This window comes from Gaetbulibacter sp. M235 (genome assembly GCF_043876835.1).
Taxonomy (GTDB): Bacteria; Bacteroidota; Bacteroidia; order Flavobacteriales; family Flavobacteriaceae; genus Yeosuana.
In genome coordinates, this window is sequence record NZ_JBAWJZ010000004.1 from 170,123 (window position 1) to 184,282 (window position 14,160).

14 protein-coding genes are annotated in these 14,160 nt (G+C 31.0%); 2 read left to right on the forward strand and 12 right to left on the reverse strand.

All coding sequences use genetic code 11. The features are described from left to right. Position 1: 1 nt before the first annotated feature. From V8G69_RS08195 to kynU, 5 genes are read right to left on the reverse strand one after another with little or no spacing between them, the layout of a single operon-like run. Entirely contained in the window at positions 2-1,441 is a 1,440-nt protein-coding gene (locus tag V8G69_RS08195) for an aldehyde dehydrogenase (RefSeq protein WP_394881349.1), read from the reverse strand. Next, the gene (locus V8G69_RS08200; RefSeq protein WP_394881350.1) at positions 1,438-1,824 is read right to left on the reverse strand and encodes a hypothetical protein; all 387 of its coding nucleotides are present in this window, start codon (positions 1,822-1,824) and stop codon (positions 1,438-1,440) included. The genes V8G69_RS08195 and V8G69_RS08200 overlap by 4 nt, the downstream gene beginning before the upstream one ends. A gap of 3 nt (positions 1,825-1,827) precedes the next feature. Next, entirely contained in the window at positions 1,828-2,235 is a 408-nt protein-coding gene (locus tag V8G69_RS08205; protein WP_394881351.1) for a RidA family protein, read from the reverse strand. 2 nt (positions 2,236-2,237) lie between these two features. After that, on the reverse strand, positions 2,238-3,653 hold the full coding sequence (locus V8G69_RS08210) for an FAD-dependent oxidoreductase (protein ID WP_394881352.1): 1,416 nt from the start codon (positions 3,651-3,653) through the stop codon (positions 2,238-2,240). After that, positions 3,646-4,917: a kynureninase gene (kynU, locus tag V8G69_RS08215; RefSeq protein ID WP_394881353.1), complete on the reverse strand. Its 1,272-nt coding sequence runs from the start codon at positions 4,915-4,917 to the stop codon at positions 3,646-3,648. The genes V8G69_RS08210 and kynU overlap by 8 nt, the downstream gene beginning before the upstream one ends. A 117-nt stretch (positions 4,918-5,034) precedes the next feature. On the opposite strand from kynU, the gene V8G69_RS08220 reads away from it, so the two are divergent. Beyond that, a complete protein-coding gene (locus V8G69_RS08220; RefSeq protein WP_394881354.1) occupies positions 5,035-5,265 on the forward strand; it encodes a (4Fe-4S)-binding protein in 231 nt (76 codons plus the stop codon). A 188-nt stretch (positions 5,266-5,453) separates the two neighbouring features. Here the strand turns inward: V8G69_RS08220 and V8G69_RS08225 are convergent, their stop codons facing one another. The 4 genes from V8G69_RS08225 to V8G69_RS08240 all read right to left on the reverse strand — a co-directional run bounded on the left by V8G69_RS08225 (position 5,454) and on the right by V8G69_RS08240 (position 8,827). Beyond that, entirely contained in the window at positions 5,454-6,116 is a 663-nt protein-coding gene (locus V8G69_RS08225; protein ID WP_394881355.1) for a hypothetical protein, read from the reverse strand. Between the two features lie 53 nt (positions 6,117-6,169). Beyond that, positions 6,170-6,826 carry a peptide-methionine (S)-S-oxide reductase MsrA gene (msrA, locus tag V8G69_RS08230; protein WP_394881356.1) on the reverse strand — a complete coding sequence of 219 codons (657 nt, stop codon included), beginning with the start codon at positions 6,824-6,826 and terminating at the stop codon, positions 6,170-6,172. 123 nt (positions 6,827-6,949) lie between these two features. Continuing rightward, positions 6,950-7,729 carry a zinc ribbon domain-containing protein gene (locus tag V8G69_RS08235; RefSeq protein ID WP_394881357.1) on the reverse strand — a complete coding sequence of 260 codons (780 nt, stop codon included), beginning with the start codon at positions 7,727-7,729 and terminating at the stop codon, positions 6,950-6,952. Between the two features lie 3 nt (positions 7,730-7,732). Beyond that, complete coding sequence (locus V8G69_RS08240; RefSeq protein ID WP_394881358.1) at positions 7,733-8,827, reverse strand: Nif3-like dinuclear metal center hexameric protein; 1,095 nt, start codon at positions 8,825-8,827, stop codon at positions 7,733-7,735. A gap of 137 nt (positions 8,828-8,964) precedes the next feature. Between V8G69_RS08240 and lpxK the strand changes: the two genes are divergently transcribed. Beyond that, entirely contained in the window at positions 8,965-9,975 is a 1,011-nt protein-coding gene (gene lpxK, locus V8G69_RS08245; protein ID WP_394881359.1) for a tetraacyldisaccharide 4'-kinase, read from the forward strand. Here the strand turns inward: lpxK and V8G69_RS08250 are convergent. Genes V8G69_RS08250 through lipA form a run of 3 tightly spaced genes read right to left on the reverse strand, consistent with a single transcriptional unit; the run spans position 9,965 to position 14,115 of the window. Then, complete coding sequence (locus V8G69_RS08250) at positions 9,965-12,190, reverse strand: ATP-binding protein (protein ID WP_394881360.1); 2,226 nt, start codon at positions 12,188-12,190, stop codon at positions 9,965-9,967. The two genes, lpxK and V8G69_RS08250, sit on opposite strands and share 11 nt — an antisense overlap. A 27-nt stretch (positions 12,191-12,217) precedes the next feature. Beyond that, entirely contained in the window at positions 12,218-13,234 is a 1,017-nt protein-coding gene (gap, locus tag V8G69_RS08255; protein WP_394881361.1) for a type I glyceraldehyde-3-phosphate dehydrogenase, read from the reverse strand. 2 nt (positions 13,235-13,236) lie between these two features. Beyond that, a complete protein-coding gene (lipA, locus tag V8G69_RS08260; RefSeq protein ID WP_394881362.1) occupies positions 13,237-14,115 on the reverse strand; it encodes a lipoyl synthase in 879 nt (292 codons plus the stop codon). Positions 14,116-14,160 lie beyond the last annotated feature (45 nt).

The following is a 14,160-nucleotide window of genomic DNA, read 5'->3' on the forward strand; positions in this document are numbered from 1 at the left end:
TTTAATATTTTATACAAACATTTTTTGCTTCTGTAAAAAAGCGTAAGGCTTCAAAACCTCCTTCACGTCCAACGCCACTTGCCTTTACACCTCCAAAGGGGGTTCTTAAATCCCTTAGCATCCAAGTATTTACCCAAACAATACCTGCTTGTATTTGATTGCTCATACGCATAGTGCATTTTAAATCATTGGTCCATAACGTTGCCGATAAGCCATATTTTACTTTATTAGCCATTTGTAAAACTTCGTCTTCACTGTTAAAAGGCATAATAGTAACTACTGGACCAAAAACTTCTTCTTGGTTTATTATACACTCATCTGTTGCGACTTCAATGACTGTTGGTTCTAAATAATAGCCGTTTTCAAAACCTTTAATGATGATTTTATTTCCACCACATAAAACAATTCCGTTTTCAATTTTAGCAATTTCAATATAGTTTAGTACTTTTTCTAAATGAGCTTTAGAAACTAAAGCACCTATATTAGTTGTTTCTTCTGACGGATGTCCAACTTTGAGTTGTTTAACTTTTGCAATAAAATCTATTTTAAATTTATCATAAATAGAAGTTTCAACAAAAATTCGACTTCCACATAAACAAATCTGTCCTTGATTAGAAAACGATGAACGTACGGTGGTTTCTAACATGTCATCATAATCACAATCTGCAAAAATGATATTTGGGTTTTTTCCACCAAGTTCTAATGATAGTTTTTTAAACATTGGTGCAGCCACTTTTGCAATGTGAGCGCCTGTTGCAGTGCCACCAGTAAACGAAATCGCTTTAATTTCTGGATGTTCTATTATTGCTTGTCCGGTAGTTGTTCCCAATCCGTGAACAATATTTAAAACGCCTTTTGGTAATCCAGCTTTATTACAAATATCTCCCAGTAAATAAGCCGTCATTGGCGTGACTTCACTAGGTTTGGCGACGACACAATTTCCTGCTGCAATAGCTGGAGCAATTTTCCAGGTGAATAAATAGAGTGGGAGGTTCCAAGGTGAAATGCAGCCTACCACACCAATGGGTTGACGTAAGGTATAATTGATAGCTTGTTGCCCAATACTTTCATGGCTCTCACTAGCAAATTGAGTAATAGCATTTCCAAAAAAGCGAAAATTACTTGCTGCTCTTGGTATATCAATAGACTTTGCTAAATTAATGGGCTTGCCATTGTCTTTGCTTTCGGCTTCAGCAAAACGTTGTAAGTTGGCTTCTAATAATTCTGAAATCTTTATCAGGATTCTACTGCGTTCTTCAATGGTTGTTTGCGACCAAACAGGAAAAGCTGATTGCGCTGCAATATAGGCGTTTTCTACATCTTCTTTAGATGAATTAGGTATTTGTCCATAAACGTCTCCATTAGAAGGGCAATAATTATCTAACCATTCATTATTGATAGGATTTTCAAATTGACCGTTGATGTAGTTTTGAATGTTCATTGGTTTTTTAATCTTCCTCTGTTGAATGTATTAACTCTAATTCTGTCCTCCTTTAAAATTGTTTTATATATAAGAGCTGGAATTAACATAAAACTTCCAATAATCAAAGTTAATTTTAATGTTCCCATCTTAATAAGAATTGTTTTTGCATAAAATAACAAAAATGGAGTGCCAATAAAGAATATTAGTCCTGCAATTATTTGAGCAATTTTTGATTCTTTAGCATACAATTCATTAATTTTAAAAGTGTTTTTATATTCACATATTTTACAATTTAATGTTTTTGTTTCTCCATCATTCATTGCAAATTCAACTCTAGTTTTGTGAATAGAATTAAAACTTATTTCATTTTTACATTTCGGACAAACAGCAAATAATTTCATTAATTATTTTTTTAAATAAGCCATTACTTTAATTTCCACCACTAAATCTGGATGAGGTAATTGATGAACAGCGACTGTGGTTCTTGCTGGTCCAGTTTCTTTGTTGAAAAATTCTGCGTAGGCTTTATTATAACCAGCAAAATCGTTCATGTTCACTAAAAAGGATGTAACATCAACCACGTCTTTTAAAGTAGCGCCTTCTTTAGCAAGATTCTTTTCAATATTTAATAGCACTTCACGCGTTTGAACTTCAATATTTAAGCGTTTTGTTCCCATCTCATCAATAATATCTACACCAGCAATCGTGTTATCTGCGCGACGAGAACTAGTTCCTGATACAAATATGAAATCGCCCACGCGTTTAGTATGAGGATAGGCCCCTCTTGGTGTTACTGTTTTGTCGTCACTCATAATTATTTATTTAATCCAGCTATATTGTCTTCATCAAGAATGTCTTGAGTTTCAGAGATTATTTTATCTAAAATATGTCTTAAATCACCATTTAAATCTATTTCTTTATCTGCTAACATATTTAAAATGGCCTTGTCTTGTGCTCTTCCTTTTAACATGGCATCTCTATATCCTATATGTTCATTGAAAGTTACTAAAGAATATTTAGATGAATATTCCTCTGGAAAATTCTTTTCTAAAGCCATTTCTAAATGACGCTTTTCCCTGAATAAATCATGGTTGACATGTTCTTTCATTTCATGGAAATTATCAATGGCTAAATCGGCAATGGCATCTGTATCTTTTTTACGAGTATTTTCATAGTCCTTAAAAATAGTTTCCCAATCACTTTTAGAACTTGGATTATTATGTTTGTTTAAAACAGCATCAAACTCAACCACATCTTCAAAAGAAGCATTCATTCCTTGACCGTAAAATGGAACAATAGCATGCGCAGCATCACCCATAAGTAACGTGTTTCCGTTGAAGTGCCAAGGAGAACATTTTACGGTTCCTAAAGGAGATGTCGGGTTTTTAAAAAAGTCATCTGCTAAATTTGGCATTAAGGCTAGAGCATCTGGGAATTCTTTTTTGAAGAATTCGGTCACTGTTTCTGGAGTGTTTAAGCTATTGAAATTATAATCACCTTCATCAAAACTTAAAAATAAGGTAACCGTAAAACTGCCGTCTAAATTTGGAAGCGCAATCATCATAAATGACCCTCGAGGCCAGATATGAAGCGCATTTTTGTAGGTTTTATAATCGCCTGTTTCTGTTGGTAAAATGGTTAACTCCTTATAACCATGAGTTAAGTAATCTTGAGAAAAACTAAACAGGAATTTCTTTTCTAAATAATAGCTTTTTCTCATAACAGAACCGGCACCATCTGTTGCAAAAATAACATCGGCATCTTCAATGAAATCTGTTTTAGAGTCGTGATCATAAAACAATGCTGTCGTTTTTTCAAAGTCAACAGATTTGCATTTTCTATTGAAGTATATATTTACATTTTCATGTTTTTCGGCTTCATCTAAAAGTAACGCATTAAGGTCTCCTCGAGAAATGGAATTGATATATTCATGATCTCTTCCGCTGTAATTTGATAAAAATGTGTTGCCTTCAGTGTCATGAATCATTCTACCATTCATTGGAATGCAAAGTGATTTTACTTTATCTTCAAGACCAACAAGTTTCATGGCTTTATTTCCCCTATCTGAAAAAGCTAAATTGATTGAGCGACCTGCACTAATATCCACTTTACGCAAATCTGGGCGTTTTTCAATAACCGTAACATTATAGCCTCTTTGCCCAAGGCGTAAAGCTAAAAGTGACCCACAAAGTCCGGCTCCAATGACAAGTATGTTTTGTTGTTTATTCATTTAAGATAGCTTTCAATTTATTAACCATATGATACACATCTTGAAACGAATTATATAAAGGAACAGGTGCACATCTTATTACGTCTGGTTCTCTCCAGTCGCTAATAATGCCAGCTTCTGTTAATTTATGATGCAACAATTTATCAGCATTTTTCACTTGAATGGATAACTGACAACCTCGTTCTTCAGGATTTTTAGGTGTGATGATTTTGATATGCTCATTATTGAGTTCGTTAATTGAAAACTCAAAATAGCCTGTTAGGTTTTTAGATTTTTTTACCAATTTTTTCATGCCAACTTCCTGAAACATATCTAAAGATGCTTTTATGGCTGCCATTGATAAAATAGGAGGATTGCTTAATTGCCAACCTTCAGCTCCAGGCAATTGGTCAAATTCATCACGCATTCTAAATCGTGTCTGTTTATTATGGCTCCACCAACCAGTAAATCGGTTGAGGCTTTTATTATAAGCATGTCGTTCATGAACAAAGCATCCTGCTAAACTTCCTGGGCCAGAATTCAAATATTTGTAAGTGCACCAAACGGCAAAGTCGGCTCCAGAATCGTGTAGATTTAGCTCCACATTTCCAGCGCCATGTGCACAATCAAAACCAACCAAGCAACCGTGTTTGTGACCAAGTTTTGTAATTCGTTTTAAATCGAAATATTGACCAGTATAATAGTTTATACCACCTATCATAACTAAAGCAATTTCATTACCATGAGCTTCAAAAATGGTTTCTAAATCATCATAATTAGTTAATTCTTCACCTTGTCTAGCTTTCCATAAAATAACACCTTCTTTATCATCGAATCCATGATGGCGCAATTGTGACTCTATAGCATATTTATCAGATGGAAATGAATCAGCTTCTATTAAAATTTTATAACGTGTTTTTGTTGGTTTGTAAAACGAAACCATCATAAAATGTAAATTAGCTGTTAATGTATTCATAACAACCACTTCTATGGGTTTTGCCCCAACAATATTAGCCATACTTTCCGTTAAAAATTCATGATATTTTAACCAAGGATTTTTTGCTTCCGTATGACCTTCAACACCTAAATTAGCCCAATCCTCAAGTTCTTGATTTATATATGCTTTGGTTGTTTTTGGTTGTAAGCCCAATGAATTTCCTGTCATATAAATCAATTCATTTCCCTTTTTGTCTTTAGGGATGTGAAATTTATTTCTGAAAGCTGATAATTCGTCTTTTTGGTCTTGTTCCAAAGCAAAATCAAGTTCTAATTTATAGTTGAGCAAGGTAAATTTGTTTTATCGTTCCTAACAAAAATAGGAATTATAAACTTAGAAAGGAAGTCAAAAAATAATAGTTATTGCGTTATTTCATTTTTTGTATATTTATAAAAAAGTGGTAAGATGAGCGATACTAAGAATTATACTAACGGAGAAGTAACCATAGTTTGGAATGCAGAAAAGTGCATTCATTCCGCAATTTGTGTGAAAGGTTTGCCGAATGTTTTTAAACCAAAAGAAAAGCCATGGATTAAAATTGACAATGCATCAACAGAGGCTTTAATTAATCAAGTAAAAAATTGTCCTTCTGGAGCTTTAAGTTATTTTATAAATGCTGATAGTGATAAAACTTAGGAAGTAAAAGAGCCTATGTAAAGAAAGCATTTAAAGGATATAAGACTACTTAAAAAGAAAAGTGCTTCAGCTTTTGCAGAAGCACTTTTGATATATATAGACGCGTAAAGCGGAAAATTTATAACTTATATACGTCTAGAAAATATGTTTTAGATGTTTTTAATGATGTTTTTTTAATCAAATGAATTCTATTCAACTTTTACATTTGAAAAATAAAGCATCCAATTGCCTTCTGGTTTTTTATGGTTCAATCCTAATTTTATACCATTAAAATCTTGATAGTTTTCCCAAGTAGTAATCAATGACGGTTTTTCACTGTTCTCTTTCCTGTAAACCCATTCTTTAATTAAATAATCGTCACCAAAATAAAAATCGTAAGCATCACCTGGTGTATATCCACCTTCATTAGGATAAGTTAAAGTGATTTTATTTAACAAAGCTTTGCTGATTGGAGCTTCTGCTTTTGAAGCTTCTGTAATGGTTGTTCCGGTATCCCAAGATAATTGAAAAGGTGCTAGCAACCAATATTTGTCATTGATAAAGCTTTTGTCGGCATTTAAAGATAAGCTGTCAACCGAATTGCGATTATAAGAAATGGTGTCTTTGTCAGATATTAAAATAATATCATCAGTTTTTGGTTTCCAACTCCATGAGCGTTCAAAATGACTGCTATCTCTATCAACATTAAATGTGAATTCTATTTTTGAAATATTTTTCCAGTTATCAAAACCATTAGCATCAGCTATTTTTTCTGCAACTGTTTTGGTCTTGATTTCAAGTTGAGTTTCTTTGTTTTGTTTACACGAAATGCTGGTCAATATTATTAAAAGCAAGAAAGTTATTTTTTTCATTTGTTTATAGATTTTAAACAAAGATAGAAAACATAGATTCTGAAACTAAAATGTTAAGACTTATCCTTTAATAATTCTGGGAATTTAGATTTAAATCTATTTAAACGTGGTATAGATACTCCTTGTACATATCTGTTTTCAGGATGAAGTTTTACATAGTTTTGATGATAATTTTCAGCTTTCCAGAATTTTTGAAACGGATATACTTCTGCAGCAACTTCAGCATTAAGTTTCTTTTCTAACTCCGCTTTTTTAGACTCTATGATATTTTTTTGTTCTTCATTTTGATAAAAAATGATGGAACGATATTGGGTCCCATGGTCTGGACCTTGTCCATTTACTTGTGTTGGATTTTGAGATGCAAAGTAAACATCAACAAGTGTTGAAAAACTAACTATTCTAGGGTCGTAAATAACTTCAACAGATTCTGCATGACCAGTTCTTCCTGTGTTACTGTCTTCGTAAGTTGGGTTATTAGTATGTCCGCCAGAATACCCGTTAATAACTTCACTTACGCCTTTTACACTTTCATAAATGGCTTCTACACACCAAAAACAACCACTTGAAAAATAAGCTTTAGCTTTTCCGTTCTCCAATTTTACTTCAACTGGTTTAGCGTTTATAACAGCATTTTGTTTAGTGTTATTTTGTGCTGAGTTTTGACAACTAAACATTAAAAAAATAAAAAAAATAGGCATTAGCTTTTTCATATCTACAAAGTGTTTTTATTATAGACGTATTAAATTTAAAAACCTTAATTTATATTTTGTGAATTTTTATTAAATAAAAAAGCCTTCAAAAAATGAAGGCTTTTAAAGGATATGGTTTAATGATTAAAGTTTAGAAAAAAACTTTTCCATTTTTTCTTTTTGTTCGTTGGCAAGAACTCCATCTACAAGGATTCTTCCACTATGTTCATCTGTAATGATTTTTTTTCTTGAAGCAATTTCAACTTGTACTTGTGGTGGAATAGTAAAGAAAGAACCACCAGATGCGCCTCTTTCAATAGCTACTACAGCTAATCCATTTTTTACATTTTGACGAATTCTTGTATAAGCAGATACTAAACGATCTTCAATTTCTTCTTTGTAATCCTGTGATTTAGCAATTAATGCTTGCTCTTCTTTTTCAGTTTCAGCTAAAATAGCATCAAGTTCACCTTTTTTGTGTTTTAAGTGATTTTCACGTTCTTTTAAACGCTCTTTAGTTTCAGCAATCACTTCTTTCTTTTGTTCAATTTGAACCCTGAATTCTTTTATGTGTTTTTCAGCCAATTCAATTTCTAACTCTTGAAATTCTACTTCTTTAGTTAATGAATTGAATTCTCTGTTATTTCTAACATTTTTTTGTTGTTCGCTATATTTTTTAATTAAAGATTTTGCTTCTTCCATTAAATTTTTCTTAGCAATAATTTCATTGTCAATCACTTCTAAACTAGATACAAGTTTTTCTAATCTAGTGCTTAGTCCAGCAACTTCATCTTCTAAATCACGAACTTCTAATGGAAGTTCTCCTCTAACATTTCTTATTTCATCTATGCGAGAATCTATAAGTTGTAAGTCATATAAAGCTCTTAAACGCTCTTCAACAGTTACTTCTTTCTTTTTAGTCATACTTTAAAAATACTTAACAGGATTGGTATGTGTCTTTGATAAAACGACTGCAAAATTAGTAATTTTTTTCGTAAGATATGCTACTAAAATTTTTTTTGTGAATTGTTCGCTTTCAAAATGTCCAATATCAGCTAAAATGATATCATTTTCAGCTGTAAAAAAGTCATGATATTTTAAATCTGCTGTTATAAATACCTGAGCACCATATGATTTGGCTGCTTCAATTGCAAAACTTCCAGAACCTCCTAAAACAGCAATTTTTTTAACTGGCTTGCTTAATAAAGTTGAGTGCCTAACGTGAGTGGTATTCATTTTTGTTTTTAAATAGTTAAAAAAAGCAATTTCATCCATAGATTCTTTTAATTCACCAATCATTCCCATTCCAATATGTTGATTTTTATTTTCAAGTGTTGTTATTTCATAGGCAACTTCTTCATAAGAATGTGTTTTGAAAAGCGTCTTTAAAATTTTTGCTTCTAAATGTTTTGCATAGGTAACTGATATTTGTGTTTCTTCTTCTTTATGAATACTCCCTTTTTTACCTTTTGTAGGTGAAGACAGTTCATTGCCTTTAAAAGTTCCAATGCCTTCAACATTAAAACTACAATCTGAATAATTCCCTATACTACCTGCACCAGCTTTAAAAAGAGCAGTCCTTAATTGTTCGGCTTCATTTTTAGGAACAAAAGTTGTTAGTTTTTTTATGGTTTGAACTTGAGGTATGAGTATTTGTTTATTAATTAACTCTAGTTGATTACAAATAGCATCATTAACTCCTTGAAATGAATTGTCTAAAGCGGTATGGATAGCATAAATGGCAATGTCATGTTTTATTGCTTTTAAAACTACACGCTCAACATATGTTTTTCCCGTTATTTTTTTTAAACCTTTAAAAATGATTGGATGAAAACTTACAATAAGATTACAGTTTTCGGCAATGGCTTCATCTACTACTTCTTCAAGAGTGTCTAATGTTACTAAAATACCAGTCAGTTTTTCATTTTTGTTGCCTACTAACAACCCAACATTATCAAAATCTTCTGCATAGCTTAAAGGCGCAAAATCTTCTAAATGATTAATAACATCTTGTATAATCATAGTGTGTATTGTTTAATATCAAAGATAAAAGATTTAGTTTGAAAAGAACTTTTTATTTTCAATTGATGACATGAAGACATTTAAAAAAATAGTCTTTACTTTGTCTTTTAATGATTTTTTAAAGCCAATTTAAACAAGTGAAATTTTATAGAAAATTATTTTTCCCTTTTGTTCCCGTTTACTATTCAGTTACTTGGCTACGAAATAAATTGTATGATTTAGGTATTAAAAAATCTGTTTCTTTTGATTTTCCTGTTATTTGTGTTGGTAATTTAAGTGTTGGTGGTACAGGAAAAACACCCATGATTGAATATTTAATTGAATTACTTAAAGAGGATTATTCGATTGCAACCTTAAGCCGAGGTTATAAAAGAAAAACAAAAGGTTTTCAATTGGCAGATTTAACTGCAACCTCTGAAACTATAGGCGATGAACCTTTTCAGTTTTTTTCAAAATTCAAAGATAAAATTCAAGTTGCCGTTGATTCTGATAGAGTAAATGGCATAAATAGATTGAAGTCATTAAAGAAATCTCCTGAAGTTATTTTATTGGATGATGCCTTTCAGCATAGAAAAATTAAAGCTGGACTTAACATTTTGCTAACTACTTATAATGCGCTTTTTATTGACGATTATGTTTTGCCTGCGGGAAATTTAAGAGAATCAAGAAATGGTTACAAAAGAGCTAACATTATTGTAATTACTAAATGTCCTAAAAATTTAGATGAAACAGAGAAGAATACTATTATTAAAAGGATTAATCCTTTAGATTATCAAAAAGTTTTCTTTAGTAATATTGAGTATTCAAGTTTTGTAAAATCTAATGTAAATGAAAAGAGTCTTGTTGAACTAAATGAATTTACTTTAGTAACTGGTATCGCAAATGCACAGCCATTGGTTGATTTTTTGAAAAGCAAACATTTGAAGTTTGAACATTTGAATTTTCAAGACCATTATGATTTTTCAGAAAGTGATATTGATGAGTTATGTAAAAAAGATCTAATCTTAACTACAGAAAAGGACTTTATGAGATTGCAAAGTTTTCCCTCTTTAAAAGATAAGTTATTCTATTTACCAATAACTGTAAGTATTAGTGAATCTGATAAGTTTAATGCTTTAGTAAAGAAATTTGTAACTTCTAAGATGTAGCTGATTTATTGGACGAAAGTGCGTTAAACAGTTTTTTCTCAAATTCTTCTTGTTTGAAAGGTTTTGGAATAATATCTGTAAATCCAGCTTCATCAAACTCATGCATTTTATCTTCAATGGTTACAGCTGTTAAAGCAAAAATGGTTAATTGTTTATCAAAAGTTCTAATGATTTTTGTTGCTTCAATACCACTTATTCCAGGCATGTGAATATCCATTAAAACAATATCATAATTGTTGGTTTTAACCATGTCAACTGCCGATTCACCATTATCAACAACATCACAACTAAGTTCCATTTTAGTTAAAATCTTCTTAGTGATCATTTGGTTTATTTTATTGTCTTCAACTACTAAAACCTTAACTTTTGATAAATCTAATTCTTTAGCTTCATTAAATTGTTTAGGACCGGTTTCCAAAACTTCTTGGTCAGTATATTTTAAAGGAATTTCAAAATAAAATGTACTTCCTTTATCTAATTCACTTTTTAGATAAATTTTTCCTTTTAAAATTTCTATAAGTCCTTTTACTATTGATAAACCTAAACCAGTTCCTCCGTATTTTCTGTTAATTTGGATAGATCCTTGAGAGAAACTTTCAAACATGTTTTCTTGTTTCTCTTGACTTATACCTATACCATTATCTTCAACTTCAAAGCGTAAGTTAAAAATGTTATTTTCTTCGTTTATTTTATTAACTCTTATCCAAATATCACCATCTTTTGTAAACTTAATTGAGTTACCAATCAGGTTAATTAATATTTGTGAAATCTTCAATTGATCTGCTATAAAGTTTTCAGGAAGACCTTTTTCATATTCTAAATGAAGCTTAGTATTATTATCTAATGCCGAGTTATTTAATGCTAAAATGATATTATTTATTTTCTTTTTAAGGTTGAAAGATTCCGGATCAATTTCAACTTTGTTCGCTTCAATTTTATTGATTTGTAAGATATCATTAATGAAAGTAAGCAAGTAATCACCTGAAAATTTAAGAGATTTTAAATGCTGAACTTGTTCTGGTCTTGGATTTTCTTCAAGTAACATATTGCTTAAACCTGTTACGGCATAAAGAGGTGTACGTAATTCATGTGTTACTGTAGACAAGAAATTGGCCTTTGTTTTTGATGCTAATTCAGCTTTTTCTTTTGCAATAATAAGTTCCGCATTTTTTTTATGGAGCATATTATTGGTTTTTAATCTAATATTATTGTTTTTATATAACGAGAGTGTTAATAATGATAGAATTGTTATTAAAGCAACACTTAATATTGAAATTAGAGTGCTTAAATCATTTTTGCTTTTTGCTTCTTTTATTTCCTCTTCCTGTCTTTTACTGTTCTCTATTTGGTCATTAATTAAAAACTGAACTTTTTTATCTGGAGATAAATTTTCTCTTTTAATTTTCCTAAGAGAATCAGAAAGATTTAGATGATTTCTTAAATATTCATTAGAAAGTTTATAATCTCCAATACTTTGTGTAATATCACTAAACACTAAGTAGCCTTCGTTTAAAATGTCTCCGTAATTATTCTTTTTGGCCAATTTTATACCTTCATTTGTATAAGATAATGCCTTTTCTTGATCTCCTAAAGCGCTATAAACTTTTCCATGATTTATGAGTGCACTACTTTCAATTTTGGGTAAATTAATTCTTTTAGCTAAAGCAAAAGATTGTTCAATAAGCGATCGAGCTTTATTAAAGTCTTTTAGTTTAATATAGGTTTCTCCTTCACTTAACAAAACATCGGCTAAATTGTTTTTTAACCCTTCTTGTTCAAAAAGTGTTTGAGCAGAAATATAATAATCTATTGCTAGTTTATAATTTTTTTTGCTTTTATAAATATCTCCAAATGTTTTGTATGAATTTGCAAGATTAGCATTATCTTTTGTAAAACGCTGAACTTCAATAGCTTTGTTGATTGAAATAATTGCTTCGTCTAACTCTTCAATAATAAGCTGCAGTTTTCCTTTTTTAGAATAAATAAGCCCAATACTTTGTTTATCATCAATTTGTTGAGCTATTTCTAAGGCTTCATCAAGCTTATTCTGTGCTTCAAAATAATTAAATTTATCAATATCGTATTCTGATTGAGTTATACGATAATTTATGGTGTTTTGAAGTATTTCAGGGTCTTTCTCAATAGAATTTTGTGATGACACACTGAGAGACAACAACATAAAAATGGCTAGTATGAGTTTGGAAATTTGGGTCATATGTTTCACTTATATCGACAAATATAATTATTTTTTCGATAAAACGCTACTTTTTACCGACAAATTACATAATAAATCAATAATTCGACTCGAATATCCACTTTCATTATCGTACCAACCGATTATTTTTACCATATTTCCTATCACAGAAGTCATTTGAGAATCAAAGATACATGAATGTAAATTTCCAACAATATCAATTGAAACTATTGGGTCTTCAGTATATTCTAAAATACCTTTATATTGATTTTCTGAAGCAAATTTAAAAGCATTATTAATTTCTTCAATGGTTACACTACGTTTTACATTAAAAGTAATATCAGTTAGTGAACCATTTGCCACAGGAACTCTAATGCCACAACCACCAATAACACTAGACAGTTCTGGGAAAATTTTTGTTAAAGCTTTTGCAGCTCCTGTAGTTGTGGGTACAATAGATTGTCCGGCTGCTCTTGCTCTTCTTAAATCTGGATGAGGTTGATCGTGCAAACTTTGGTCTGTAGTATAAGAATGGATTGTTGTAATGTAAGCTTGATTGATGCCACATAGTTTATTAATAATATCAATCATAGGTGCAGCATTATTTGTTGTGCAAGAAGCATTTGAAATAATTTGTTCAAAGCCATCAATAGAGCCGTCATTTACACCAAGAACAATGGTTTTGATAGTTTCATCTATCGGAGGAACGCTTAATATTACTTGTCTTGCACCATTGTTTAAATGGTATTTTAAATCTGAAGTTGTTTTAAACTTACCTGATGACTCTATTACAAAATCAACATTATATGGTTTCCAATTAATGTCTTTTGGGTGTTTATGATTTAGTAGTTGTACAGAATAATTATTAACAATTATATGATTTTCATCGCATGAAACTTGTCCATTAAAAATGCCATGAATACTATCATACTTAAGTAAATGACTTAAAGTTTTAGCATTCGCCAGATCATTAATAGCAACTACTTGAATGTTTTTATAGTTTTGAATTAATCTAAATACACGACGACCTATTCTGCCAAAACCATTGATGGCCACATTAATCATAACTAAAGAATGTGTTTTTGAGCTCTGTATGATGAACGCACAAGTGCACTACTTTCAACATGACGGAAACCAAGACTCAAACCTATTTCTTCAAATTCTTTAAACTGATCTGGATTGATAAATTGTTTTACAGGTAAATGTTTTTTACTAGGTTGTAAGTATTGTCCAATTGTTACCACATCAACATCACTAGCTTTTAAATCATGTAGTGTTTCAATCACTTCTTCTCTGGTTTCTCCAAGTCCTAACATGATACCAGATTTGGTTCTGTTTTGACCTTGTTGCTTTAAATATTTTAAAACGCCAAGACTTCTGTCATATTTAGCTTGTATTCTTACTTCACGTGTTAAACGTCTAACGGTTTCAATATTATGAGAAACAACTTCGGGAGCAACATTAAGAATTCTGTCAATATGTTGTTCAACACCTTGAAAATCAGGAATAAGGGTTTCTAATGTGGTTTCAGGGTTCATTCTTCTAACAGATTTTACAGTTTCTGCCCACAAAATGCTTCCCATATCTTTTAAATCATCTCTATCAACACTGGTTAAAACGGCATGTTTAATGTTCATGAGTTTTATAGAACGTGCTACTTTTTCTGGTTCATCCCAATCTATACTTTCAGGTCTTCCCGTTTTAACTCCACAAAATCCACAGGAACGTGTACAAATATTACCTAAAATCATGAAAGTTGCTGTTCCTTCTCCCCAACATTCTCCCATATTTGGGCAACTTCCAGACGTACAAATAGTATTGAGTTTATATTTATCTACTAAACCTCTAAGTTCTGTGTATTTTTTTCCAGTAGGCAACTTCACCCTTAACCATTTTGGTTTTGGTTGATGTTCTGGTAATATATTTGAAATTATTTCTGTTTCCATAGCTTAAAAAGAAAGCAACAAAGATACAAAGTATTCTCTAAAACA

Bases quoted from the DNA above. Each gene is read 5' to 3' on its own strand.
- V8G69_RS08240 (WP_394881358.1), bottom strand. From the start codon at position 8,827: ATGATTATACAAGATGTTATTAATCATTTAGAAGATTTTGCGCCTTTA.
- V8G69_RS08200 (WP_394881350.1), bottom strand. From the start codon at position 1,824: ATGAAATTATTTGCTGTTTGTCCGAAATGTAAAAATGAAATAAGTTTT.
- V8G69_RS08205 (WP_394881351.1), bottom strand. From the start codon at position 2,235: ATGAGTGACGACAAAACAGTAACACCAAGAGGGGCCTATCCTCATACT.
- V8G69_RS08235 (WP_394881357.1), bottom strand. From the start codon at position 7,729: ATGACTAAAAAGAAAGAAGTAACTGTTGAAGAGCGTTTAAGAGCTTTA.
- V8G69_RS08195 (WP_394881349.1), bottom strand. From the start codon at position 1,441: ATGAACATTCAAAACTACATCAACGGTCAATTTGAAAATCCTATCAAT.
- gap (WP_394881361.1), bottom strand. From the start codon at position 13,234: ATGATTAATGTGGCCATCAATGGTTTTGGCAGAATAGGTCGTCGTGTA.
- V8G69_RS08250 (WP_394881360.1), bottom strand. From the start codon at position 12,190: ATGACCCAAATTTCCAAACTCATACTAGCCATTTTTATGTTGTTGTCT.
- V8G69_RS08220 (WP_394881354.1), top strand. From the start codon at position 5,035: ATGAGCGATACTAAGAATTATACTAACGGAGAAGTAACCATAGTTTGG.
- V8G69_RS08210 (WP_394881352.1), bottom strand. From the start codon at position 3,653: ATGAATAAACAACAAAACATACTTGTCATTGGAGCCGGACTTTGTGGG.
- msrA (WP_394881356.1), bottom strand. From the start codon at position 6,826: ATGAAAAAGCTAATGCCTATTTTTTTTATTTTTTTAATGTTTAGTTGT.
- V8G69_RS08225 (WP_394881355.1), bottom strand. From the start codon at position 6,116: ATGAAAAAAATAACTTTCTTGCTTTTAATAATATTGACCAGCATTTCG.
- lipA (WP_394881362.1), bottom strand. From the start codon at position 14,115: ATGGAAACAGAAATAATTTCAAATATATTACCAGAACATCAACCAAAA.